Genomic DNA, 24452 nt, shown 5'->3' with positions numbered 1-24452 from the left:
CAGTATGCTCAGTAAGTATCCCCTCTCCGAAGTTGAAAAAGCATTTCTTGCCGAATCCGGAGTAGACAAAATCTCGACCCTGATCCCCTATCTCACGGTTGACAACTTTCCAAAGCTAGGGCTGCTTACGGCCTGCCGCTTTTTGGAATGGGCCGCGGCCAATCCAGAGGGAGTCATCAGCTTGCCAACGGGCAAAACCCCGGAATTTTTCATCAAGTGGACCCAATACCTCCTGGAAAATTGGGACACCAAAAAAGGCAAGGAAGTTCGGGAAAAGCACGGGCTGGGATCTACAAAGAAGCCGGTGTTGAAGGATTTGACATTTGTGCAGATCGATGAATTCTATCCTATTTCTTCCAAGCAGCACAACAGCTTCTACGACTACGTCAACAAATTCTATATCCAGGGTTTTGGGCTTTCCAAAGAAAAGGCGATCCTGATCAATTCGGACGAGATCCCGCTGGCGGACGGCCTTCACTTCAGCCAGGTATTCCCGGACCTGAAAGTGGACCTTTCGCTCAGATTCCGTGATCCAATAAATGATCTCGAGAAAATCCAACAGAAATCCATCTACATGATAGACCAGTGGTGCGGTGAGTACGAGCAGCGCATCCGTGATAAAGGGGGCATCGGCTTTTTCCTTGGCGGCATCGGCCCAGACGGGCATATTGCCTTTAACACGAGAGGCTCGCATATCTTTTCTGTCACCCGTCTGACGGACACCAACTTCGAAACCCAAGCGGTAGCGGCTGGAGATTTGGGTGGCATCGAGGTATCTGCCAACAGACTGGTCATCACCATAGGTCTGGACACGATCGTGTACAATCCCGAAGCGGTGGGCATCATCATCGCTGCAGGCGAAGCGAAAGCGGGTATCGTGAAGGACTCTTTGGAGACTCCTTTGAACAATGTCTATCCGGCTACAGTACTCCAAAAACTGAAAAACGGTCGTTTCTATCTTACCAAAGGTGCTGCCGTAAAGTTGACGGACTCCATGGACGCCTACTATCAAAAAGGCGAGTGGACATTTGAAAAAACCGAACGAGCCGTACTCGAGCTTTGCAAAAAGCTGAATAAATATGGTCACAGAATCAAAATCGAAGATCTCAAAGCTGACAAATACACCAAGCTGATTCCGGGACTCAACGAAGACACCGTCAATCAGGTGATGAAAGCTGCCGAGGCCAAATTGGCAAAGGGATTGGAACAGGAAAGCAACGAAGTGCTTCTCCATACTGGTCCACACCACGACGACATTTCCCTAGGCATACTACCGCACATCACCAATCAGCTCAACGAACCTACCAATGAGGCGCACTTCTCGGTGTTGACTTCCGGCTTTACCGCAGTGACGAACACATTTGTGATCGACACCCTACAGACCACCAAGAAACTGTTGGACGAAGGCAAGATCCAGATGGTCAACTTCGAAGACTTTTTTGAGGTAGGCTACAGCCTAAAGACCGACAAGGACGTCTATCACTTCCTGACCAATGTCGCTTCCGAAAATCCCGATGCCCGCAAGCGAGGCCTCTGTCACAGGGTAGTACGAGCGCTCGTGATTGTGTACGGTGTGAAAAATAAAACCCAGCTACGCGAAACCATCAACGATGTCATCAGCATCCTGAAAAATTCCTACGATGGGGAGAAAAACCCCGCCAAGATCCAGAAGCTGAAAGGCATGATCCGCGAGTTTGAGGAAGAGTTGGTATGGGCGCACTTTGGTGTGCAAGTGAAAAACGTGCACCACCTCAGACTGGGCTTCTACACTGGCGATATTTTCACCGAGCAGCCGGACAAAAATCGCGACGTGGAACCGATCGTGGAAATGTTCCGTAAGATTAAACCTACAAAAATTAGCTTGACGCTGGATCCGGAAGGATCTGGACCTGACACCCACTACAAAGTGCTACAGGCGACGGCGGAAGCGGTGAAGCAGTGGGGCAAAGAACATGACACTAGCAATCTGCGCATCATAGGCTATAGAAACGTCTGGTTCAAGTTTGAGCCACACGAGGCCAACGTGATCGTGCCAGTTTCGCTCGGAGACATGTCAGTGATGGAGGACTCATTCTCCAACTGCTACCTGAGCCAAGTCAATGCATCTTTCCCAAGCTATGCCCACAACGGCAAGTTTAGCACCGTGGCTAAACGTACTTGGGTAGGACAGCTCAACGACATACAACTTTTGCTGGGCAAAAACTACTTCTACCTGCATGAGCGGGCAAAAGTAAGAGCCAGCCATGGCCTGATCTTTTTCAGAGACATGAGCGTGGACGAGTTTTTGGCTACGGCAAGAGAACTGGAGAAATCCATCGAAGGGATGCTATAAACCCTCGACGCTCACAAACCTATGGAGAAAGCGACCGGGAAGTTTCCGGCGGCTTTCTGCGTTAAATCTATCATCAAAGATTATTAGACTATTGCGAATGGAAAAAGCCATTTTAGGACTGGATATCGGAGGAACCAGCATCAAAGGCGGGGTTCTGGTCAAAGGACATCTCGAAGACATTCGCTCTGTACCCACCCCTGCGATGGAAAGCAAGGAGTATATCCTCGAGACCATTGCCACGTTTATTGACTCCTATTCCGCCTATGACTTCGTGGGTATTGGAATCGGAATCCCCGGACTGGTGGATTCCCGCGAAGGGATTGTGCTGGGCTTGGCAAATATCCCCTCATTCCAACATGTGGAGCTTAAAAAGTTTCTCACCGGGCGCTTTTCCAAGCCGGTTTTCGTAAACAATGACGCGAACTGCTTTGCCATTGGCGTACATAAATATGGGGTCGGAAAACCTTATAAAAACTTGGTGGGCATCACGCTGGGAACCGGCGTAGGCGGTGGCATAGTGATCAACGGTCATCTTTATTCCGGAATGTTCTCCGCCGCTGGAGAATGGTGCAGCGCCCCCTATCTTGAGCACAATTACGAATACTATTGCAGCGGAAAATTCTTTCACAATGTGTATAAGAGCAAGCCGAAAGCTCTTGCAAAGCAAGCATTGGCCGGAGATCCACAGGCGATCCAAGCCTTTGACGAGTTCGGACGCCACCTCGGCGAGCTCCTCAAGATGATCATGTATGGACTGGCACCTGAGGCCATTGTGCTCGGAGGATCTATACGGAAGACATTCCCTCTGTTCAAAAAATCCCTGTTCAAGACATTGGAGACTTTTGCCTATCCCACCGTATTGCAAAACTTGAAAATTCTTATCTCCGAACTCGACGAAACGGCAATCCACGGAGCCGTTGCCTTGGTGGATACGGAAAAAGATATGGTCGAAGTCTGAAAAACATTAAAGTTGGTTTAGTTAGTCAAAAAGGGCGGTTTCGTAGAGACCGCTTTTTTTTGCCCTCAACAAATCCCGAGCAGGATATTCACTTGAGTTTCTAATTCCGACTATATTTATTCCCATGCCCGTAGATCCCAAGTTGAAAATCGCTCTGGCCCAAATTTCTCCCGTCTGGCTGGACAAAGCCGCTACTCTGGCCAAAGTGAAAACTTCCATCCTCGAGGCAGCCAAAGCTGATGCCGAACTCATCGTATTTGGGGAAGGTCTGGTACCTGGCTACCCCTGGTGGCTTTCGATCACCCAAGCATCGGCTTGGGACGATCGCATTCAAAAAGAAATCCACGCCCACTACGCTCGAAATGCGCTCCAGATTGAAAGGGACGACCTTTCTGAAATCCAAACTTTGGCAAAGAAAAATAAACTTGCAGTTTATCTCGGGATCATTGAGCGCCCCTTGGATCGAGGAGGTCACAGCCTGTACTGCTCGCTTGTATTCATCAATTCTGAGGGAAAAATCTGCTCTGTTCATCGCAAATTGCAACCCACCTACGAAGAGCGCCTGACCTGGTCTCCCGGAGACGGACACGGCTTGCAGGTCCATCCCCTCAAGGAATTTACTGTTGGCGGACTCAATTGCTGGGAAAATTGGATGCCTCTCGCTCGAACTGCCCTATATGGTTTGGGAGAAAACCTGCATGTCGCCGTCTGGCCAGGTGCCGTTCGGAATACCGAAAACATCACGCGAATGATCGCGCAGGAGAGCCGCTCTTTTGTCATCTCCGTATCTAGTCTGATGCGAAAAGCGGACTTTCCTACCAACACTCCCCACCTCGATTATATCCTGGAAAACTGTCCAGATGTATTGGCGGACGGAGGCAGCTGCATCGCAGGACCAAATGGAAAATGGATTTTAGAACCTCAAGCTGGCAAGGAAGGCCTCCTATTCGAAACACTGGATTTTAATCGAGTTTTGGAGGAAAGGCAAAACTTTGACGCTGTAGGACATTACTCCCGGCCGGATGTATTGAAATTAGGCGTAAACAGAACCAGACTCAAATCGGTCGATTATGAATAAGCCAAGCCATAAATCTATTGCCAGCAGGGTCAAAGTCCTGCTATTGATGTTGTTCTTCATCTCTTTTCTGGTTCCCACACTGGGACAGATCTCGAAAGGAAAAGTCGTCCAAACTCAAATTCAATCCCAGGCACTAATCAATCCTATGGGAGAAAATCCGAATCGAAATGCGTCCATCTATCTCCCTCCCGGATACGAATCCTCTACCCATAGCTACCCAGTCATTTACTTTCTGCATGGATTCATGGGGGACGACACCATGCTCAATTTCATGGCGCCTCTCCTTGATTTTGCCATTTCCACCAAAAAAATCCGGCCTGTTATCGTTGTCATTCCTGATGAAAAAACCAGCTACGAAGGCAGCTTCTACAGCAACTCGGAGATTTTCGGCAAATGGGAGGACTTCACTGCGATAGAACTGGTAAAGTTCATCGACGAAAACTACCGAACGATAGCTACTAAGGAAAGTAGAGGAATCACCGGACATAGCATGGGTGGCTATGGAGCCCTGAAAATCGCCATGCATCACCCAGACACATTTAGTTCTGTTTATGCTTTAAGTCCAGGCGCGCTGACCATTGTCAGAGAATACGGTCCCAATTCAGACACTTTCAAGGAGCTATCCCGACTAAAATCGATGGAAGAAGTAAACAAAAGCTATTTTGGAAAAGTCATTATTGCCTTTGGCCGGTCTTGGTCACCCAACCCTAACAAGCCTCCTTTTTATTGCGATTTGCCTTTTGAATACTGGGGTGAAGAGCTGATCGTACATCCAGAAATACTTGAAAAATGGCATGCAAATATGCCGGTTCACATGATCGATGAAAATCTGGAAAACCTAAAAAAGCTCAAAGCCATCAAGCTGGATTGGGGAAGAAACTCTGGAGAGAGGTTCACCCAAATGTGTCAGATGTTTAGTCAAAGACTTGAAAATGTGGGCGTCAAGCATTTTGCGGAGGAATACATAGGCACCCACACCAGTGACATCTATACGCAGGATGGAAGGATCCCCCAACAAATGCTTCCCTTTTTTGATTTCTACCTAAACTTTGAGAACTGATTTACGAAGGAAAAAAAATAGCCCCATTTCAGAAAAGAAATGGGGCTCCATCTTTCGCCTTTAGACTCCCCTTCCCGATTCTTTCAAGGGAATGTCCGTCAAGTCTTGAATTCTGATCGGCTTGGCCTGTTCGATCGAATGCCTTGCCGCAATCCCAATCAGGCAAGACATCGCCCCATCCCGACTTCCCGCGGATTGTCTCCAGGGGTCGGCGGCGTTCGGGTCTTTGAACAGCTTGTCCTTTAGCCGAGTATCCCCACCGCCGTGACCGCCGCCGCCGTGAGGAATGGTGATGATCTCACGCTCTCCAAAGTTCTTGGTCAGGTGAATCTCATCGGCATCTTTTTCCTCCCATGGCTGGCTTTCCTTTATCCAAGCTTCCAAGCGTCCTTTGGTCCCGTTGAAGGCGATTCGGTAGCCCTCGTAGGGTGAATAGGTTGTGAGGCTGTAGCTGACCTGCACCTTGTTTTTATAGCGGATCTGCACAGCCATCTTATCATAGATGTCTATTTCCTCTCGAAACACACAGCCGTCACGATGATAGCCATCGTACTTCTCGTTGTCGACGTAGAGCTTGGTTAGGTGCGCGCTTTTGGTGATATCCCAATAAAAATCACAGTTCGACGCATGTGGGCAACCACGGCAGGTGGTATGCCGGAATGGCCCATTTTTCCCATAAAACTCCAACTGGCCGTAGGCATACACTTCCTCTGGATCTGAGTCCAGCCACCAGTTGAGCAAGTCAAAATGATGGGTAGACTTATGGACCAGCAAGGTTCCACTGTACTCCCGCTGTCCATGCCATCTCCTGAAATAATCGGCCCCATGCGAAGTATCGAGGTACCAATGAAAATCCACGGAGGTAATTGTGCCGATTTCCCCAGCGCGAAGGAGCTCAAACAACTTTTGGCGGTGAGGTGAATACCGATAGTTAAAAGTGACGATGAGCTTTTTTCCGGATTTCTTCTCCGCATCCAAGATGGCCTGCATCTTCTTTTCGTCCGTGGTCATGGGCTTTTCCGAAATGACATTCATCCCAGCCATGAGTCCTTTGACGATAAACTCATGATGTGTCGAATCCATGGTAGTCACGATCAACACATCGGGCTTAGCTTCCCTCAGCATCTGGTCAGTATCCAAAAAAGTAGGGCAACTTACCCCCATGAAGGATTTTCCATACTGTAGCCTACCTTCGTTCTTATCGGCCAATCCCACGAATTCAATCTGGTCTGCATAGGCTCTGACCACATCTCTCCCCCACATAGACAAGCCCCGAACTCCTGTACCGACCAGCGCCAGCTTCATCTTTTCCCCAGGTCTGTCAAACAAACTTAAGGCCTCCGCTACCGGATGGATAAACATCGAGCCTGCCAAAGCCCCTCCTGTCTTTGCTATAAAATCCCTTCTGGATTGCAACTTCTTACTTTTCATCATTTTCGGTTAATGGGTTTATGAATCAAGATAAACATTTGAAGAAAAATCGCTGGCAAAAATGGAGGAGAAATGATTTTTCCTTAGAGAATAAGCCTTTCTCCCTATCAATTGGACTTTTCCGCTATTTTTAACAGTTGAAGCCAAACCTATGGAGCGAACCTTGTCTTTTCGGGGACTTTTCCGGATCAGCAGACCGATCAACCTCCTTTTGGTGGCATTCACTCAGTTGATGGCTGCCCATTTTCTGATCCGAACCAGCGCCGCGGGACTCCCAGTCCTCCAAGACTACAGACTCTATCTACTGGTCCTCTCTACCGTGATCATCACCGCCGCTGGCTACATGATCAACGACTACTACGACGTCAAGATCGACTACGTCAACCGCCCCGAGGAAGTCGTGGTCGGCAAGGGCATCAAACGGAGGATGGTACTATTCCTCCACTCCATCTTCAACTTCAGTGCGATCGGCTTGGGGTGGCTCGTTGCGCCGCGAGTGGCAGCCGTCGATTTCCTGGCTTGCTTCCTTCTTTGGATTTATAGCAACCGCCTAAAAAGAGAACCTTTCGTCGGCAATCTGACGGTTGCCTTTCTGACCGGCCTTTCGGTCTATCTGGTCGCATTTTACTACCAAAAATCCGAATTGCTGGTGCTCACCTATGCGATCTTCGCGTTCTTCCTAAATCTAATTCGAGAGATCATCAAAGACATCGAAGACAGGCCCGGAGACCGCAAGCATGGTTGCCGAACACTACCCATTGTCATTGGCTTTCGAAGAACGAAGCAAGTGATCTTCCTCATTGCCTTTGGCTTTGTCTGCTCCATTCTCGTGGTGACTTTCAAGATCAACAGCCCGGTACTCTTCGTCTACTTCGGCATTTTGGGACTCGCCTTCATGTGGTTCATGTGGAAAATCTACCAAGCCGACCGCAAGCGTCACTTCACCCAATTGAGTGCAATCGCCAAAATCCTGATGCTGGTAGGAACGCTGAGTATGGCGTTTTTGTGACTTACGATTTAGGAAGTACGATTGACGACGCCTTGGCGGCACCGCCCCATTTTTACCAACTTTGCCACTTTCCAACCTTGGATGCCAATTTTTCTATTTTGAAATCTTTCAATTTTCCAATCCAACATCAGCAATTCCCTACCAAATCACTTACTTTCATGCAAATTTTTCAAAAATGCTGGATTCTAAGACCCTGGTAGTAAAAATCGGTTCCAACGTACTAACCCAGTCCAACGGCCTACCCGATTTGGATAGGATGAAACATTTGGTTTCCCAAATCCAAGACCTGATTACATCCGGCAAGAAAGTGGCGCTAGTCAGCTCCGGCGCAGTTGCTTTCGGGCGTCAGTCCATCTCACTTCCGGGCGGCCTTAACCCGGTCTTCAAAAAACAGATATGGGCCTCCACTGGGCAAATCCGGCTAATCAACCAGTACCAAGAGTTGTTTGGCAACCTGGGCCAGCCCATCGCCCAGATCCTGGTGACCAAGGAGGACTTCCGCGACCGCAAGCATTACCTCAACATGAAAAACTGCGTCGAGGCGCTCTTGCAGCAGGGAATCCTTCCTATCATCAATGAAAACGACACGGTGACCATCACGGAGCTGATGTTTACCGACAATGATGAGCTGGCTAGCCTCACCGCCGCCATGATCAATGCAGACACGCTTCTCCTATTGACGAATGTGGATGGGATATTCACCGGAAATCCCGCCGATCCAGGCTCGGAGCTGATCGAGAAAGTGGCTTCTTCCATGCCCGAAGTGTCCAGCTACATCTCCGCAACCAAATCCGCCTTTGGACGAGGGGGAATGCTGACCAAATACGCCATGGCCAAAAAGTCTGCAAGCTTGGGAATCCAAGTCCTCATTGCCAACGGCAAACGGGAAGGGGTACTGACGGAGTTCCAAAACAAAAGCCTTCGTTGCACCTGGTTTGAACCAAACAAGTCAAAGCATGCTGCCATCAAATGGCTGGCCCACGGAGCCCACTATTACAAAGGAGAAATCACCATTAACAAGGGGGCGAAAGAATCACTGACCTCGTCGGTGATCCGAAGTCTTCTACCCGTAGGTATTATCGAAGTTAAGGGGGATTTTTCCAAAGGCGACATTGTCCTGATCCGCGATGAGGACCACAAAAAGGTCGGTTTGGGAAGGGCGGAATATACCTCAAAACTCGCCCAAGAGCTGATGGGGCTCAAAAACCAAAAGCCACTTGTCCATTACGACTACCTCTATCTATTTGACCATGAATGAGTACCAATCCATATTTCAGGAGGTCCGAAACTCCAGCCGCAAGCTAGCCGGAATATCGGCAGAAAAGACTTCGGCTATCCTGCGCGACCTAGCCGATCTTGCCGTTGCACAGATCCCTTTCCTTTTGGGAGAGAACCAAAAGGATCTTGACAGGATGGACCAGACCAACCCGATGTATGACCGCTTGTTGCTGAGCGAAGCTAGGATAAAAGGCATCGCAGCGGAAATTCTGCAGGTGAATGGACTTGCATCTCCTTTGGGCATCAAATTGGAGGAAAAGATGCTGGAAAACGGCTTGTACTTGAGCAAGGTGACGGTTCCTTTAGGTGTCATCGGCATCATCTACGAAGCCCGCCCAAACGTGACTTTCGACGTGTTCACCCTGGCTTTGAAATCCGGAAACGGACTGGTGCTGAAAGGTGGCTCCGATGCGGACTTTTCCAATCGTGCCATCCTCAAGATGATTCATCAAGTGCTGGAGAGGCATGGAATTCCGACACAGGCCTTCCAGCTTTTGCCCGCGGACAGGATTGCTACCAAAGCCTTACTCGAAGCCGTCGGTTTTGTGGACGTCATCATCCCACGAGGCTCCCAGGGACTGATTGAGTTTGTGCGCCAAAATGCAAAAGTACCCGTGATCGAAACTGGAGCCGGAATAGTCCATACTTACGTGGATGAGACCGCAGATCTAGCCAAAGCCAAGGGCATCCTTCACAACTCCAAAACCCGCAGGCCAAGTGTTTGCAATTCCCTAGACTGTCTGATCGTGCACGAAAGCCAACTAGGCAACCTGCAGGACTTGATCCAGCCTATGCTCGATTCCGGGGTACAGGTATTTGCTGACGAAAAGTCCCTTGGATTTATGGAAAAAAATCCCCTGATCCTGCCGGCCCAGCCAGAACATTTCGGCACGGAATTTTTGAGTCTGAAGATGTCCGTCAAGACCGTTCAAGATTTGGACGAAGCTTTGGACCATATTGCGACCTATTCTTCGCGGCATTCAGAGGCGATCGTTTCTGAAAACCGAGATCACATTGAGCGCTTTCTCTTGGAAGTCGATGCAGCGGCCGTCTACGCCAATGCCTCAACCGCTTTCACCGATGGCAACCAATTTGGACTTGGAGCCGAAATCGGCATAAGCACGCAAAAGCTCCATGCCCGTGGACCCATGGCCCTCAGAGAGCTGACCAGCTACAAATGGATTGTCAGAGGTGAGGGCCAAACCAGACAATAAGGAAACCAAGACAAATGAAAAAGACCCAAATCCTCGTTCTAAGCGTCCTTTTCGCGATCCTTTCCTGCGAAACCAGAAAAGGAGAGAAGACCGAGGGCCAAACGGAAGCCGCTAAATCCACTGTGCAAAAACTGAGTCCACGGGAGTTTCAGGAAAAAAGCTCGCATGCGATCATCCTTGACGTCCGCACTCCCGAAGAAGTCGCTGCCGGGAAGATCGCCGGTGCGATCAGCATCGACTTTTACAGAAGTGATTTCCTGGACAAAGCAAAGGAGATTCCTAAAGACAAGGAGATTTTCGTCTATTGTGCCGTTGGGGCTAGGAGTGCCGAAGCAGCGGGGCTGTTAGTCAAGGAGGGTTTTACATCGGTCTATCATCTCGAAGGTGGAATCAGGGCCTGGACTGCGCAGGGACTTCCGGTCATTCGTGAATGAAAAATCCTTTGAGGAATTATTAACCTCAAAGGATCCCATGGCAAGTTTGGTAAATCCGGCTTATACCAATACCCGCTTTCCTGTATTCGCACTCTCGAGAATCGCCTCCACGATACGGATATCGCGCTTGCCTTCCTCGCCAGGCACCTGCATCGGCTTGCCGTTCATGATACTAAGTGCGTCGTCATCCATCTGATAGACTTGCTCCATAGGTTGCTGAAAGGGGAAGTCTATTACCCCTAGCGGACTCTTTCCCTTGTTTCCTGCATAGGCGGAAAAAGGAGCCATCTCTATCGTTCCTTTTTCGCATACGATGTTCAGGAAATTCACATTTTCCGCAAACGAGGTTTTGATCTTGCCGGTAACACCTCCTGGAAACTCCAGCTCTGCCTCCACTATCTCTCCCAATCCATCCTTGTAGATCTCCGGGCGCTCGGTCCAAACCTTGGCAGACTTGACTGCAACAGGTTCCATGTTTGACCCTAGTCTAGCCCCCTGAATGGAGTACACGCCCATGTCGTAGATCACCCCTCCGCCCATTTCTTTCTTCTGCTTCCAATGGTCAGTCCGTCCCTCACGATATCCTGCAGCACAGTCTAAAGACAATACTTTGCCGAGCTTTTCGCCTTTGACTATTTCCTGAAAGGCCTTGGTATTGGGCTCATGCTGGCAGCGATAGCCTATGGCCAGACTGACTCCGTTTTTCTTGCAGGCATCGATCATCGCTTGGCAATCGGCGGCAGTGACCGCCATGGGTTTTTCGCACCAAACCTGTTTTTTGGCGGCTGCCGCCCGCTCTACATATTCCCGATGCATGGAGGGAGGCAACACTACGTAGACCACATCGATGTCTGGGTTATCCTTGATCGAGTCAAAATTCCCGTAGTTGTAGATGTTCTTGTCGGGTATGTTGTATTTGGCCTTCCAGGCCTCCGCTTTGGAGGGAGTTCCTGTGACGATTCCAGCTAAGTAGCAGTTTTTTGTGAGTTGCAGGGCTGGTGCCAGCAGATCGGTGCTGTAATATCCCAAGCCAACCAAGGCAATACCCAGTCGATCTTTTTTGACCGGCTGTGCACTGACCAAAAGGTTGAATGGAGAGGCCAAGCCCAATCCGGCAGCAAGGCCCAGAGTCTTCAAAGAATCACGTCTTGTAATCATAATAGGCTAATTTTTGATAGGAAATTTGGTTTATAAGGAAATTGAGGACAGAAAATAGATCGATATTTCTGAAAATCAAGTTAATCGATAATCTCCCTAAATCAAAAAGTGTATTTTTAGGAGTACTCTTTTCAACAACTTGCATGTAACCATGAAAAAACTAGTTCTTCTTCTCTTACTGGCGATGCCTTTATTTTCATTCGCCCAAACCAAACCCTACTTAAGCCTCGCCGATGCGGAACGGGTCACCGCTGCTGCCGAGGCCAAAGCCAAAGCAGAAGGCTGGAACGTAGTAATTGCCATCTTGGATGATGGAGGAAACCTGGTTTCTTTGAGACGAATGGACGGCGTACAGGTTGGCTCGATCGAGGTTGCTCAGGCCAAGGCAAAGACCGCGGTTTATTTTAAGCGATCTAGCAAAATCTTCGAAGACATGATGAAGGGCGAGGGCGGTGCCAGGATAGCCACATTGCCCAATGCCACGGCGATCGAAGGAGGACTGCCCATTTTCAAAGACGGGATACTTGTAGGGGCTATCGGAGTATCCGGTGTGACTTCCGCCCAAGATGGGATCATCGCGGATGCCGGAGTAAAAGGTTACTAAGCTGACTTTGCATGAAAATGCGACCTTTAGCTTTTGTTCTTGGGACAGGCCTTCTCGTAGGCACGCTTGATATTTTGGCCGCCTGTGTGCAGTATTTTTTGAAAACCGGAAATGGCCCAGCTCCGGTTTTCAAATTTATTGCCAGCGGTGTTTTTGGCGGGGATGCATTTTCTGGAGGAGACCGCATGATAGTATTTGGATTGTTGTTTCACTATTCGCTTGCAGTCAGCTTCACCCTCTTCTTTTTTCTTATCTGCGCCGTCTTTCCCTCCATATCAAAAGCAAAGGTGACAAGAGGCGTTGTTTATGGCGTCGCCATTTGGTTGGTAATGAACCTCATTATCCTCCCCCTTTCCAATACGCCAAAAACTTCCCTCAGTTGGATAGATGCAGGCACCGGCATGCTAATTTTAATCGTTTGCATTGGACTGCCCCTCTCATTTATTGCGGCGAGGCAAAAAATATGAAGCGCTCGTTTCCTCATTCTCTTTTCAGGATGCTCCCTTGGGACAAAATCGAATTTCGAATCCCTAGGATTAATCTCCTGATCGGTTCACCCGTTCTGATTGTCCTCATCACTTCCATCTCTACTGCGACCATTTCCCAAATTCACCTGAAAGGAAAGGTAGTGGATGGAAAAACCAATACCGCCATTCCCTACGCCAACATCGGCATCATCAATACTCGAATTGGGACTATTTCAGACGGAGACGGCACTTTTTCTTTAGCCATTCCTGGGGAAAATACCGGGGATACGCTGACTTTTTCTGCATTGGGTTACAAGCTGAAATCAATCCCTGTTTCTGCTTTAAGCGAATCCATTGACATCCTTTTGTTCCAAAATGAGACACTTCTTCAGGAAGTCACCGTACGGGCCAAAAAAGACAAAGTAAAGGAATGGGAACTAGGAAATAGGTATGAGAAGGGTGGGCTGAATATGAGCTCCGGTGTAGATGCCAACGCAGGGGCTTCAGTAGCTTTGTTAATAGAAAACAAATACCCGAGCTACCATGAGGAGCTAAGGTATCCTGTCTTCCTGGAAAGCGCCAAACTCAAAATCTCCGACAACACTACCGGACCTTTCAAGATCCGAGTCCGACTCTACGAAGTAGATTCCCTGACTGGTGCTCCGGGAGTTGAATTTCTGGACAGGAGCATCATCTTGGAATCCGACATTAAAAAAGGTTGGATTGACTTTGATATTTCCCAATACAATATCCAGGTGCCAGGTCCCTTCTTTCTTGCTTTTGAGTGGATCATGGAGGAAAGTGAGCGAAACCAGTTGAAGGAAATTTACAGGAATTTTGAGCAGCAGTATCCCGAAAGAGTGGTCATGGATTCTACTCTGGTAGATGGGAAAATCATTCCAGCTCTGCACTACATCCATTTTCTTCCGGGCACCGCCTTCGGTGTATCCCTCCTACCTTTTTCGCTGGAGCATTACACCTGCTATTCGAGATACAATAGTCTGGGTAAATGGGAAAGAGCAGCCTATATCCTAACGGCAAGGGTGAGCGTGAGACAATGACGATCTAAACCACATTGGTTCAGACCCTTTAATCCACAAGTTTGCCTTATTTAAATTCCTTGCGATGAAAGTTTATTGAAAAGTTGAGACAAGCCCAAATCCGAAAAACAGCCTTAGTATCACTGATTTAAACCCTCTTTTTCCTAGCTTTAAGAATGCTTCAAAATCAAAAGACCATGAAACTAGGTGCATTTTCCATCAGCCTTTCTGTGAAAAGCCTCCAAACTTCCAAGGAATTCTATGAAACTCTTGGGTTTTCCGTGTTTGCCGGAAGTGATGAAATGAACTACCTGATCATGAAAAACGGAGACACGCTGATCGGGCTTTTTCACGAAATGTTTGAGAAAAACATCCTCACCTTCAATCCCGGATGGGATCAGAATGCAAAAAACCTCGACACGTTCGATGACGTCCGGAGTATCCAAAAACGTCTAAAAGAAAAAGGAATCAGCCTGGCTCAGGAGGCAGACGCTTCAAGCAGCGGACCAGCGAGCATTTTGTTTTTTGATCCGGACGGCAACACCATTTTGATTGATCAGCATCGGTAACCAAGTCTAAAAAAACCTATGGAAGCTGCCGTTCGCTACGACTATGGCCCTGTAGACAAGGTTCGAGTCGAAAAAATCCCCCAGCCTGAACCCTCCCCTAAGGAGATATTGGTCAAGGTCATAGCTACTACCATCAATCGAACCGATGTAGCGGTGGTGACCGGGAGTCCGGCTATTATGAAGCTTTTCGTGGGCATACCCCAGCCCAAAAATCCCGTGACTGGTACCGACTTCGTGGGAGAAGTAGCAGGGGTAGGCACCCAAGTGGGAGATTTTCAGATCGGAGACCGCGTCTGGGGCTTCATCGACAATGGCTGCGGGAGCCAAGCGGAATATTTTTGTACCTCGGCTTTTTCCAACCTGAGGAAACTTTCCAAAGCGATCGATCCTTTCATCGCCGCTGCGTCCATCGAAGCCGGTCATTATGGGATCAATTTCATCAACAAGATGACCCTGAAGCCAGGCGACGAAGTGCTCGTCATCGGAGGCACCGGTGCGATTGGTTCGGCAACGATCCAACTGCTCAAAACTATGGGCATCCGCGTAACCGCCGTCTCCCTAGGCCATGTGGACAAGGTGATAACCCTAGGTACTGATCAGGTAATTGATGCGTATAAGGAGGACTTTACCCGGATGGAAAAGCGCTTCAAGGCAGTCTTTGATGCGGTGGGGAAAAGCCGCTTTAAGATCTGCAAACCACTTTTGACAGAAAGGGGAGTCTATATTTCCTCAGAGTTAGGACCAAATTGCGAAAACCCACTGCTGGCGTTCAAAAGCCTTTTCTGGGGCAAACAGAAAGTCAAATTTCCCGTGCCATTGGATATCCAACAAAGCCTCAGACAGATGGAGCAATTACTTTTGGAAGGAAAGTTCAATCCACTGATTGACCGTACCGTCAAGCTAAGCCAGATCACTGAGACGTACGCCTACGTCGCCTCCGGACAAAAAATCGGAAACGTGATCCTTGATGTTTCAAAAACCTAAACTGAATCCCGTGAGACCCAAGATGACAGGAAGCAGATACGTATTGGCTGTGAAAAACCTCAAAACCTCAGCGGATTACTATCAATCGCTACTTGGATTTGAAACGCTCTGGTCGGATGGCTTTTGGCATTTTCTGGTTCGAGACAAAATAATAATAATGCTGGGGGAGTGTGCGGACGAAATCCCTGCAGGCGAGATTGGGGACCATTCTTATTTTGGCTATTTCGAGGTCGCAAACATTGATGGGCTGTATCAAGAGTACCAAGCCAAGGGGGTAGAGTTTCTAAGCCCGCTCGAAAACAAACCTTGGGGTCAGCGTGAGTTTGCGATTCGGACCGTAGATGGTCACAGAATCGCCTTCGGTGAAGAAATCGAAAACCCGCAAACCGGCATCTAAATCGGGAACAGCACCCACCGGGATAAGATTATTGTCGAATATCCTCTTCGGCCATCCCTCAAGACACTTTATCAGTCTTTCCCAAAAACTCCAATCTGAAAATCACCAAGGGAATCGACACCCCAATCGAGATCGCCAGCAAAACAAAAAGCGTCATGGCGCCGTTGTATATCGCCTGATTGACGATCTCCCCGTAGTGTTCGTCCGGTCTTGTCGCGAGCTGCATCAGACCCAACATCGTCCGATACGCAAAAACACCCGGAACCAAAGGGATCACGGAAGGAATGGTGATCATCATCGGGATCATTTTTTTTCGGTTGCCAAGAATGACTCCCGTAAAGCCCACCAGTAAGGACGCCGCGAACGTCGCAAGTATCACACCCCCTTCGACCTGAGGCAGCATCAGACCAAACTTGGCTAATCCTCCCAAAAACCCAACCAATAGGATCATCCACAGGCTTTTTCGCGGAGCATTGAAAAGTACGCCAAAACCGAAACCAGCCAGGCTACACCAAAATCCCTTGAAAACGACCTCGAGCAGCTCCATCAAAACGGAATGTTAAATACATGAAGGATCAATGACAATCCTGCGGCAATGGCAAAAGCATGGATCAACGCATTGACTCCTCGGTCCAGCCCGTTCAATATGTAGCCATCCAGCAGGTCCACAAAAGCGATGATCAAGGGGATCCCGGGAATGAGATAGAGGACACTGGTAGCGAAGGCATGTCCCAGTTCGCTAATGACGCCTATTTTCCAGCAGAACACGATCGCCAAGGCCGACATCACGGCACTGAGGAAAGTAATCACGTAGGTATTCGTGCCTTTCTTGAGCAACTCTTGCTTGAAAAAAAGCCCGCAGAAAGTAGCGAAAAAAGCACTCCCCATCTCGGGTACATTTCCACCGAAGGTGTAGCAAAATGCCGATCCCGCCAAGCTCACCACCAAAAGGACCAGCCAGCGGGAATAGTGGGGCTGGGCTTGGATCTTGAGCAACTGCTCCCTCGCCTCGGCCAGCGGTTTTTGCTTTTCTTCCAGCGCGAGACTCATGTTGCTGATCTCGGAGACAACCCGAAAATTCACCCCTGGCAAGGTCGGTTTGCTCCTTCCCCCGGAAAAGACATTGGTACCCTCTCCATCGCGAATGCTTACCGATAGATGCCTGGTTCCCAAGTCAGCGTAGATTCTGTAGCCATAGGAGCCGGAAATCCGGTTCAGTACAAGGTTTACCCGGCGGGTAGGAGCTCCCGCGTGCAGCATGCTCATGCCCACGTTGAGCAGCAGCTTGCCGAGCAAAAGCGGATCATGGGGTCTATCGGGGGTGGACATAGCTAAAAAAAACAGCGTGATTCGAAGCTTAAGATAATACGTTTCCCATTCCCAAAAACCAAAGTACACAAGACTTAGCGGCTGGAAATATCAAGCTGGGCAGCTACCCGACTCGGGAAAAGAATAGAAGTCTGCCAATCAGCCGTCAGGCAAGTTTGGAAATTTTCAATTCCGCCTGGCAAAATTAGATCCCCTCCTGCTCCAGCAAATAAACCAAGGCAGTCATGGCTGCGGCACCGAGCTCCAGCTCCCTCTGATCGACCGCTTCAAATACATCCGCTTCGGTGTGGTGATAAAGAAAGTATTTTTGTGAATCCGGCTCCAATCCAATCAAAAGAGGACCTTGATCCCGGAGTGGCCCGATATCCGCTCCACCTCCCGCCTTCTCCAAATTCCAAACCTGGTAGGGTTTAAAAAGCGGAGTCCAACTCATCAGCTTTGCCCGCTGCTCTTCTGTGCCTGTGGAGGAAAATCCAATCGGTAGAAACCCACCCGAATCTGACTCAATTGCCGCAATATGCTTTTCGCCTTTTTCTTTTGCGATTTTCGCATATTCCTGCCCGCCTCGAAGCCCGTTTTCTTCATTCATCCACATCACGGCCCGGATCGTCCGCTTGGGTTTCCAGCCAAATTCCTTGTACAATCTCAGCACTTCAATCCCCTGCATACATCCCGCACCGTCGTCATGCGCACCTTCTCCCACATCCCAGGAATCGAGATGGCCTCCCACGGCGATGATTTCTTCGGGCTTTTCAGATCCCCTAATTTCTCCGACTACATTGTAGGAAAGCTTGTCTGCCTTCATTTCTCCGTGCGACTCCAAGTAAATTCTCAAGTCAGGCTGCTCGGAAAGTAAGGTGCTGAGCAGTTCGGCGTCCTGAGTACTGATCGCCAAAGCAGGGATTTTCGGAAAATCTGGGTTATAGCGCTGACTGCCTGTGTGGGGAATGTCATTGATCGTATTGCTGAGAGAGCGGACTATACTTCCGATCGCCCCTAACTTACTCGCCTCTGCCGCCCCAATGCTCCGCTGGGCATTTGCTCCACCGTAAGCTTCAAAAGCATCCACCTTTGTGGGATCCATCGGCCCGTTGAAAAAGACAATCTTGCCACGGACTTTTTCTCCAAGTTCCTTGAGCTCGGGAATGCTTTTCACCTCCACTACTTCCCCCACAAGACCTGAGGGACCGGTTCCCTGAGTATTTCCGAGAGCCAAAGCGCTCAACTCCACCGAACCGTGTTTTTCAGAATTGGTGATTCGGACAATATCTTTTCCACCCCTTACCCAATGTGGCACCATCACCGGCTGCAGGTATACCGTGTCGAAACCATAACTTTCCATCAGTTGTCTAGTCCACTCCACTGCAGCGGCGGCACCTGGCGATCCGGCTAGGCGATTGCCGATTTCCTTGCAGAGATAGCGGAGATTGTTATAAGTATGGCCTGCCGAAAGTTCCGCATCGTAGATTTTTCGGATGTTGCTTTCGTGGTCTTGGGCAATAGAGATACCCGGCAAAAGGAATAGGAGGAACAATAGTTTTCTCATGGTTAAAGACTTCAACCAAAAGATATAAAAAGGAAAAACTGGTTTCCGGTTTTTTTGATAATTGGCAGGTTGAAAGCTTCTTAAACTATTTTTATCTCCCCCTGGGCACAAACCAATCAGCAATCCTTCTTCACAGAGTAGGCCCACACTTATCCTCCCAATTTACCGCCCAGAAATATTTTTTGGAATTGACAATCAATTGACTAAAATTGAGACAATAGATTTTCCGCATCTAGCCTAACCCTACAATAACCATCCCTATGACCCAACTTTTACGCAAAAATTCGCTGGTAGCGCTGGCACTATTGAGCCTGTTGGCCTGTAAGTCCGAGCCCGAGGAAGACCCCAGCATCAAGCCCGAAGACAACCGATTTACCAAAGTTGTCTTGGCTGAAGGCATGGACGAACCCATGGAGATGACCTTTCTCCCCGGAGGAAAGATCCTCTTCGTGGAGCGAAAAGGCGGTGTCAAAATCCTTGACGAGACAACCCGCGAGGTGACATTGGTGGCCACTATTCAGGTCAACACCAAATACACCAACAAGCAAGGCGTAGTACGCGAGGCGGAAGAAGGCCTCATGGGTGTGATCGCCCATCCGGATTTTGAGAAAAACAACTGGATCTACATGTACTATGCAGATCCCACAGACACAAAACACGTCTTGGCAAGATGGGAGCTTCGAGGAAATGAACTCGTAGAAGCATCCAAAAAAATCATACTTGAAGTGCCCACCCAGCGTCAGGAATGCTGCCACACCGGAGGCGGGATGGTCTTTGACGCGGAGGGAAATCTCTACCTGACCGTGGGCAACAACACCGTCAATCCGCGCGAAGGCTCTTCCAATCTGGACGAAAGACCGGGAATGGAAAACTCCGACGATCAACGTGCGCCTGGAAACACCAACGACTTGAGAGGAAAAATCCTACGTATCCACCCCGAAGATGACGGAAGCTACACGATACCAAAGGGGAACCTCTTCCCTGAAGGCACTGAGAAAACCAGACCAGAGATCTACACCATGGGTCATCGTAATCCTTGGAGGCCGACTTTGGACAGCAAAACGGGCTATCTCTACTGGGGAGAGGTTGGTCCGGATGCTTCCGTGGACTCCATTTGGGGTCCAAAGGGCTACGATGAGTTCAACCAAGCGAAGGGCCCTGGCTTTTTTGGCTGGCCTTATTTCATCGGGGACAATTTCCCTTACAACCGGCACAACCACGCCGACAGTTCCTATGGAGCTCCCTATGATGTCAATAAGCCCGTCAACGAGTCGGTCAACAACACCGGCTTGAAAGACCTTCCCACTCCAGTCGTACCCGCGATGATTTACTATCCTTATGGGCCTTCCGAAGTGTTCCCGCAATTGGGAAGCTCGGGACGAAGTGCGACCGGCGGACCTGTTTTCCGTAAGGCTGATTTCAAGAACGACGCGCCATTTCGCTTTCCAGCCTACTATGAGGGCAAATGGCTGATCGTGGACTTTATGCGGGGCTGGATTTTTGCAGTCAGCATGGATGAAAATGGTGACTATCAAAGCATGGAGCGAGTGCTGCCCAATGAAACCTTCAGCTCGGCCATCGACATGGACTTTGGCCCTGACGGAGCGCTGTATATTCTTGAATATGGCTCGGCCTGGTTTAGAGGCAACGCCAATTCCCGCCTGATCAAGATCGAGTACAACAAAGGCAACCGTAAACCTAACGTGACTGCAAGCGCGGATAAACTCTCCGGTTCGGTTCCGCTGACCGTCGCCTTCAGCGCAGGAGGAACCACCGACTACGACGACTACGATCAAGGAAAACTGGCTTATTCCTGGAAAATCAGCAATGGAGCGGATTTTGACCAAACGCTGACAGAAGCCAATCCAAGTTTTACATTCAACGATCCCGGAACCTATCAAGTCGTGCTGACCGTGACCGACACCAAAGGCGAGACCAACAGCAGCTCCATGGAAATTGTCGCAGGAAATGAGCCTCCTTCCGTGATGATTGACTTTGGAGGCGAGAATAAATCCTTTTGGTTTGGGGACAAAGAGCTACCCTACTCCATCAGCGTGAGTGATAAGGAAGACGGCAGTACGGCCGAAGGCAAGATCAAGGCCGAAGAAGTTGCCGTGACTTTTGACTATGTGCCGGCAGGCTTTGACCCCATCGAGATTGCTTCCAAGCAAAGCGGCGTGGAAAATGCGGCCATTCTAAACTTGGGCAAAAACCTCATCGAGGCAAGTGACTGCAAGTCTTGTCACCAGTACAGCGAAAAATCCATTGGCCCGAGTTACCAGGCGGTAGCGGAGAAGTATCCGAACTCAGAGGAGAACACCAAATACCTCATTGACAAAATCATCAACGGTGGTGCCGGTGTCTGGGGCGAGCATGGCATGGCCGCGCACCCTTCTATTCCCCAAGCAGATGTCAGAAGGATGGTGGACTACATTTTGTCCATGGACGATACCCAGGCAAATATCTCCTCACTCCCATTGACGGGAAAAGCGAATGCCGTCGTACCCGAAGGAGAAAACGGCCAAGGCAGCTTCCTGCTGAGGGCATCCTATGCTGATAAAGGTGCCGGAGCCATCGGCTCACTGTCTGGCGTGGATTATATCGCGCTGAGAAATCCCTTCCTCGACCCCCAACTTTCCGTGGAAAGAAAAGGAGTACAACTGCTCACCACGCCTAGTGTCAGCTTCCTAATGATCGGCGACAATTCCCATATTGCCTTTGAGGATATCGATATGACAGGCATCGAGCAGATCGACGTGATAGCTGGCATCAGCGCCAGAAACGGAGGTATCGGTGGCTCGGTGGAAATACGGCTAGACTCACCGACTGGAGAGCTGCTGGGCCAATCCCAAACTATCGGAAGAGTGGAAATGGGTTTCCGTCCACCCCAAGGCGTAAACATGCTGGACTGGAGAAGACAGGTGGCTCCACGGGCCAAAACTCCGATCAAGCAGATTAGCGGATTTCAGGATATTTACCTTATTTTCAAAAACCCCAATGCCAAAGGAGAAGAGGTACTGATGAGCTTGATTGAAATTGAGTTTAAAAACAAAGCGGATCAGTAAATCTCACCCGCCAATACCCGTAAACAGCCCTGTATCACTTTCATTCAGGGCTGTTTTTTTTTTGGGGCAAAAGCACCAATTCTCGCTACTCGGGATGGGAAAGTTAGGACGATGGTTTATTTTCAGGCGAATTTTAGCCAAAAACCGAATTTGCCCATGTTTAATTTTCCAGCGTTTAGGATCTGCCGCAGCATCAATTCTTTTCTTTTTCTTCTAGCCATGCTGTTTTCGCACGTGGTGCTGGCGCAAACTGAAGCTGGCGATTGGCTGGTGGACGGGAAGCCCAGGTCGGCCCAAGTCGTGGAAGTTTCCCCAAAAGAAATCCAGCTGACCAACGGGCTGATCCGACGCAGCTTTTATCTCACCCCAAATCTTGTTTGCTTCGATTTCGCCAATCTGGTTTCTGGAGAGCAGCTTCTCCGCACGGTCATGCCAGAAGCAAGGGTCATTTTGGATGGAGTCGAATATCAGGTCGGTGGGACTTTGGATCTGAAAGAACGGGGATTTTTCAAAAAAGAGTGGCTTTCCCAAATCAGCTCTTCCGACCACAATTTTCAATACCAAGGCTACCAAGTCTCTGAGATCGCTCCTCTTTTTCCATCCAAAAGCCAGTTTTGGACGAGTCAAGAAAAAGGCGGCAAAGGGAAAAAAGTGTCTTTCTCTTATAGCCATCCCAAATTTCCTGGTCTAAACCTGAGCGTCCACTACGAAATCTACGACGATCTCCCGCTAATCGGAAAATACCTAACGCTGGAAAACAAGGGGCCGAATTCCGTGCATATCAATCAGGTCGTCCACGAAATCCTCGGCACCGTGGAGGAGGAATCCGCGGTAGTAGGCAGCGCCGAACAGATGAAAAAACCTCATCAATTATACGTGGAAAGTGATTTTGCCTTTAACAACTCCATGAATGCGGAGCTCAGCAACCAAGCCAGCCACTGGAAACAGGACTCCTCCTACACCTCCCAAGTGAATTATAACTACCAAACTCCGAGCACGCTGGAAGTCTACCCGGAAAAAGGGATCGGAATCGACCTTGCACCAAATGGAAGCTTCCGATCCATACGTAGCTATGAGCTCGTGCTGGACAGCTACGACCGCGAGCGAAACGGCCTTGCCCGCCGGAAAATGTACCGGGCGCTGACCCCTTGGGCGATGCAAAACCCGATCTTCATGCATCTCGTCAGCAAAAACGACGAACAGGTAAAAACTGCCATTGATCAATGTGTCGCGACGGGTTACGAGGCGCTGATATTGAGTTTCGGTAGCCACATCAACATGGAGGACGAGTCCCCCGAAAATATCGCCCGATGGAAATCACTGGCGGATTATGCACACGAGAGGGGGATCAAAATTGGCGGCTATTCGCTCTTTTCCTCCCGAAGTATCGGTCCTGAGACGGATGTGATCAGTCCTGTCACGGGAAAACCAGGTGGAGCATTTTTCGGAAATGCACCCTGCATGGGTAGCCAATGGGGGCTCGACTACCTCAGCAAACTTAAAAAGTTCTACACCGAAACAGGCTTTGACATCTTCGAAAATGACGGTCCATACCCCGGAGACGTCTGCGCTTCTACTTCCCATCCCGGCCACAAAGGTTTGCAAGATTCTCAGTGGACTCAGATCAATCTCCAAAAAGGCCTTTACCAATGGATGAACGGCAAGGGAATCTACATTAATGCACCGGACTGGTACTTCTTGGATGGGACGCACAAGATCGCCATGGGATACCGCGAGGTGAATTTCGCCTTACCGAGAGAACGTCAGAAAATCCTAAACCGTCAAAACATCTACGATGCAACCTGGGAAAAGACACCTTCGATGGGTTGGGGTTTTGTGCCTCTGACTGCCTATCACGGCGGTGGAGCAGACGCGGTACTGGAACCGCTCAAGGATCACTTGGACGACTACCGCCAGCTCATGATGCAATATTACGGAGCGGGAATCCAGGCCTGCTACCGAGGGCCAAGACTCTATGACACGGAGGAAACCAAAGCCACTGTCATCGAAGTCATAGACTGGTACAAGAGATATCGAGACATTCTTAATGCGGATATCATCCGGCTCCGGCGCGCCGACGGGAGGGACTGGGACGGCTGGATACACGTGGATCCGGTAGGAAAACAAAAAGGCCTGATCATGCTTTTTAATCCCACATCGGAGGCAATCAAAAAAGACATCTCCATTCCGCTCTATTACACCGGGCTGAGTGAAGAAGCCAGCATCCGAGAGCGGGAAGGAAGTCCAAAAAGCTATCCGCTCAACCGAGCCTATGAGGCAAGCGTCGCAGTCGTAATTCCCGCCAAGGGCTATACCTGGCTGGTAGTGGAGTAAAGCAAGACTCTAAATTTAAGAATCAAGTCACAAGACTTTGTAAATAGCTTCTGTTGGAAATTCAATGCTTAACCGTTGATCGTGTTCAATTTAAGATAGGTCAGAAATAGCCTAAACCCGGACATAAAGGGTTGTATCAGGACAGAAAGTGTGGGCAAAACACTT

The 24452-nt window shown here is 49.3% G+C and carries 21 protein-coding genes; 16 read left to right on the top strand and 5 right to left on the bottom strand.

Translation table 11 applies throughout. The features are described from left to right. Window positions 1-4 precede the first annotated feature (4 nt). From J0A67_RS19820 to J0A67_RS19805, 4 genes are all read left to right on the top strand, one after another. Window positions 5-2332, top strand: coding sequence for a PIG-L family deacetylase (locus tag J0A67_RS19820; RefSeq protein ID WP_206571128.1), 2328 nt, complete (start codon window positions 5-7; stop codon window positions 2330-2332). A 97-nt stretch (window positions 2333-2429) separates the two neighbouring features. After that, window positions 2430-3290 carry an ROK family protein gene (locus J0A67_RS19815; RefSeq protein ID WP_206571127.1) on the top strand — a complete coding sequence of 287 codons (861 nt, stop codon included), beginning with the start codon at window positions 2430-2432 and terminating at the stop codon, window positions 3288-3290. Window positions 3291-3414: 124 nt separating this feature from the next. After that, window positions 3415-4368 (top strand): carbon-nitrogen hydrolase family protein, encoded by a 954-nt coding sequence (locus tag J0A67_RS19810; protein WP_206571126.1) that lies wholly within the window; start codon window positions 3415-3417, stop codon window positions 4366-4368. Beyond that, a complete protein-coding gene (locus J0A67_RS19805; protein WP_241265272.1) occupies window positions 4361-5428 on the top strand; it encodes an alpha/beta hydrolase in 1068 nt (355 codons plus the stop codon). The genes J0A67_RS19810 and J0A67_RS19805 overlap by 8 nt, the downstream gene beginning before the upstream one ends. 60 nt (window positions 5429-5488) lie before the next feature. On the opposite strand, the gene J0A67_RS19800 is transcribed toward J0A67_RS19805, so the two are convergent. Next, entirely contained in the window at window positions 5489-6859 is a 1371-nt protein-coding gene (locus J0A67_RS19800; RefSeq protein WP_206571125.1) for a Gfo/Idh/MocA family protein, read from the bottom strand. A gap of 151 nt (window positions 6860-7010) precedes the next feature. Between J0A67_RS19800 and J0A67_RS19795 the strand changes: the two genes are divergently transcribed. The 4 genes from J0A67_RS19795 (at window position 7011) to J0A67_RS19780 (ending at window position 10794) form a co-directional block, all read left to right on the top strand. Next, window positions 7011-7868, top strand: a complete 858-nt coding sequence (locus tag J0A67_RS19795) for a geranylgeranylglycerol-phosphate geranylgeranyltransferase (RefSeq protein WP_206571124.1) — start codon at window positions 7011-7013, stop codon at window positions 7866-7868. Window positions 7869-8043: 175 nt separating this feature from the next. Next, the gene (proB, locus tag J0A67_RS19790) at window positions 8044-9126 is read left to right on the top strand and encodes a glutamate 5-kinase (protein WP_206571123.1); all 1083 of its coding nucleotides are present in this window, start codon (window positions 8044-8046) and stop codon (window positions 9124-9126) included. Beyond that, entirely contained in the window at window positions 9119-10360 is a 1242-nt protein-coding gene (locus J0A67_RS19785) for a glutamate-5-semialdehyde dehydrogenase (protein WP_206571122.1), read from the top strand. The genes proB and J0A67_RS19785 overlap by 8 nt, the downstream gene beginning before the upstream one ends. A gap of 14 nt (window positions 10361-10374) precedes the next feature. Then, window positions 10375-10794 carry a rhodanese-like domain-containing protein gene (locus tag J0A67_RS19780; protein WP_206571121.1) on the top strand — a complete coding sequence of 140 codons (420 nt, stop codon included), beginning with the start codon at window positions 10375-10377 and terminating at the stop codon, window positions 10792-10794. Window positions 10795-10854: 60 nt separating this feature from the next. Here J0A67_RS19780 and J0A67_RS19775 read toward each other — a convergent pair whose 3' ends face one another. Then, complete coding sequence (locus J0A67_RS19775; protein ID WP_206571120.1) at window positions 10855-11952, bottom strand: Gfo/Idh/MocA family protein; 1098 nt, start codon at window positions 11950-11952, stop codon at window positions 10855-10857. A gap of 151 nt (window positions 11953-12103) precedes the next feature. Here J0A67_RS19775 and J0A67_RS19770 point away from each other — a divergent pair, with 151 nt between their 5' ends. The 6 genes from J0A67_RS19770 to J0A67_RS19745 all read left to right on the top strand — a co-directional run bounded on the left by J0A67_RS19770 (window position 12104) and on the right by J0A67_RS19745 (window position 16013). After that, entirely contained in the window at window positions 12104-12556 is a 453-nt protein-coding gene (locus J0A67_RS19770; RefSeq protein ID WP_206571119.1) for a GlcG/HbpS family heme-binding protein, read from the top strand. Between the two features lie 11 nt (window positions 12557-12567). Continuing rightward, window positions 12568-13023 carry a DUF1440 domain-containing protein gene (locus J0A67_RS19765; protein ID WP_206571118.1) on the top strand — a complete coding sequence of 152 codons (456 nt, stop codon included), beginning with the start codon at window positions 12568-12570 and terminating at the stop codon, window positions 13021-13023. Continuing rightward, the gene (locus J0A67_RS19760) at window positions 13020-14084 is read left to right on the top strand and encodes a carboxypeptidase-like regulatory domain-containing protein (protein WP_206571117.1); all 1065 of its coding nucleotides are present in this window, start codon (window positions 13020-13022) and stop codon (window positions 14082-14084) included. The genes J0A67_RS19765 and J0A67_RS19760 overlap by 4 nt, the downstream gene beginning before the upstream one ends. Window positions 14085-14260: 176 nt before the next feature. Beyond that, the gene (locus J0A67_RS19755) at window positions 14261-14632 is read left to right on the top strand and encodes a VOC family protein (protein ID WP_206571116.1); all 372 of its coding nucleotides are present in this window, start codon (window positions 14261-14263) and stop codon (window positions 14630-14632) included. 18 nt (window positions 14633-14650) lie between these two features. Further along, window positions 14651-15616 (top strand): NAD(P)-dependent alcohol dehydrogenase, encoded by a 966-nt coding sequence (locus J0A67_RS19750; protein WP_206571115.1) that lies wholly within the window; start codon window positions 14651-14653, stop codon window positions 15614-15616. A gap of 10 nt (window positions 15617-15626) precedes the next feature. Further along, the gene (locus J0A67_RS19745; protein ID WP_206571114.1) at window positions 15627-16013 is read left to right on the top strand and encodes a VOC family protein; all 387 of its coding nucleotides are present in this window, start codon (window positions 15627-15629) and stop codon (window positions 16011-16013) included. 58 nt (window positions 16014-16071) lie between these two features. Here J0A67_RS19745 and J0A67_RS19740 read toward each other — a convergent pair whose 3' ends face one another. The 3 genes from J0A67_RS19740 to J0A67_RS19730 form a co-directional block, all read right to left on the bottom strand. Next, a complete protein-coding gene (locus J0A67_RS19740) occupies window positions 16072-16560 on the bottom strand; it encodes a threonine/serine exporter family protein (RefSeq protein ID WP_206571113.1) in 489 nt (162 codons plus the stop codon). Then, entirely contained in the window at window positions 16560-17342 is a 783-nt protein-coding gene (locus J0A67_RS19735; protein ID WP_206571112.1) for a threonine/serine exporter family protein, read from the bottom strand. Before J0A67_RS19735 ends, J0A67_RS19740 begins: the two co-directional genes overlap by 1 nt. 184 nt (window positions 17343-17526) lie before the next feature. Then, complete coding sequence (locus J0A67_RS19730) at window positions 17527-18888, bottom strand: M20/M25/M40 family metallo-hydrolase (protein ID WP_206571111.1); 1362 nt, start codon at window positions 18886-18888, stop codon at window positions 17527-17529. Between the two features lie 260 nt (window positions 18889-19148). On the opposite strand from J0A67_RS19730, the gene J0A67_RS19725 reads away from it, so the two are divergent. Next, window positions 19149-21953, top strand: coding sequence for a PQQ-dependent sugar dehydrogenase (locus tag J0A67_RS19725; RefSeq protein ID WP_206571110.1), 2805 nt, complete (start codon window positions 19149-19151; stop codon window positions 21951-21953). Between the two features lie 156 nt (window positions 21954-22109). Further along, window positions 22110-24287, top strand: a complete 2178-nt coding sequence (locus J0A67_RS19720; RefSeq protein ID WP_241265271.1) for an alpha-galactosidase — start codon at window positions 22110-22112, stop codon at window positions 24285-24287. Window positions 24288-24452 lie beyond the last annotated feature (165 nt).

This window comes from Algoriphagus aestuariicola (assembly GCF_017254835.1).
Lineage (GTDB): Bacteria > Bacteroidota > Bacteroidia > Cytophagales > Cyclobacteriaceae > Algoriphagus > Algoriphagus aestuariicola.
Note: the sequence above shows the minus strand (reverse complement) of the source record. Positions and strands in the feature narration are given on the sequence as shown.

Excerpts from the sequence above, each read along its gene's own strand:
- J0A67_RS19820 (WP_206571128.1), top strand. The coding sequence starts at position 5 with ATGCTCAGTAAGTATCCCCTCTCCGAAGTTGAAAAAGCATTTCTTGCC.
- J0A67_RS19815 (WP_206571127.1), top strand. The coding sequence starts at position 2,430 with ATGGAAAAAGCCATTTTAGGACTGGATATCGGAGGAACCAGCATCAAA.
- J0A67_RS19810 (WP_206571126.1), top strand. The coding sequence starts at position 3,415 with ATGCCCGTAGATCCCAAGTTGAAAATCGCTCTGGCCCAAATTTCTCCC.
- J0A67_RS19805 (WP_241265272.1), top strand. The coding sequence starts at position 4,361 with ATGAATAAGCCAAGCCATAAATCTATTGCCAGCAGGGTCAAAGTCCTG.
- J0A67_RS19800 (WP_206571125.1), bottom strand. The coding sequence starts at position 6,859 with ATGAAAAGTAAGAAGTTGCAATCCAGAAGGGATTTTATAGCAAAGACA.
- J0A67_RS19795 (WP_206571124.1), top strand. The coding sequence starts at position 7,011 with ATGGAGCGAACCTTGTCTTTTCGGGGACTTTTCCGGATCAGCAGACCG.
- proB (WP_206571123.1), top strand. The coding sequence starts at position 8,044 with ATGCTGGATTCTAAGACCCTGGTAGTAAAAATCGGTTCCAACGTACTA.
- J0A67_RS19785 (WP_206571122.1), top strand. The coding sequence starts at position 9,119 with ATGAATGAGTACCAATCCATATTTCAGGAGGTCCGAAACTCCAGCCGC.
- J0A67_RS19780 (WP_206571121.1), top strand. The coding sequence starts at position 10,375 with ATGAAAAAGACCCAAATCCTCGTTCTAAGCGTCCTTTTCGCGATCCTT.
- J0A67_RS19775 (WP_206571120.1), bottom strand. The coding sequence starts at position 11,952 with ATGATTACAAGACGTGATTCTTTGAAGACTCTGGGCCTTGCTGCCGGA.
- J0A67_RS19770 (WP_206571119.1), top strand. The coding sequence starts at position 12,104 with ATGAAAAAACTAGTTCTTCTTCTCTTACTGGCGATGCCTTTATTTTCA.
- J0A67_RS19765 (WP_206571118.1), top strand. The coding sequence starts at position 12,568 with ATGAAAATGCGACCTTTAGCTTTTGTTCTTGGGACAGGCCTTCTCGTA.
- J0A67_RS19760 (WP_206571117.1), top strand. The coding sequence starts at position 13,020 with ATGAAGCGCTCGTTTCCTCATTCTCTTTTCAGGATGCTCCCTTGGGAC.
- J0A67_RS19755 (WP_206571116.1), top strand. The coding sequence starts at position 14,261 with ATGAAACTAGGTGCATTTTCCATCAGCCTTTCTGTGAAAAGCCTCCAA.
- J0A67_RS19750 (WP_206571115.1), top strand. The coding sequence starts at position 14,651 with ATGGAAGCTGCCGTTCGCTACGACTATGGCCCTGTAGACAAGGTTCGA.
- J0A67_RS19740 (WP_206571113.1), bottom strand. The coding sequence starts at position 16,560 with ATGGAGCTGCTCGAGGTCGTTTTCAAGGGATTTTGGTGTAGCCTGGCT.
- J0A67_RS19735 (WP_206571112.1), bottom strand. The coding sequence starts at position 17,342 with ATGTCCACCCCCGATAGACCCCATGATCCGCTTTTGCTCGGCAAGCTG.
- J0A67_RS19730 (WP_206571111.1), bottom strand. The coding sequence starts at position 18,888 with ATGAGAAAACTATTGTTCCTCCTATTCCTTTTGCCGGGTATCTCTATT.
- J0A67_RS19725 (WP_206571110.1), top strand. The coding sequence starts at position 19,149 with ATGACCCAACTTTTACGCAAAAATTCGCTGGTAGCGCTGGCACTATTG.
- J0A67_RS19720 (WP_241265271.1), top strand. The coding sequence starts at position 22,110 with ATGTTTAATTTTCCAGCGTTTAGGATCTGCCGCAGCATCAATTCTTTT.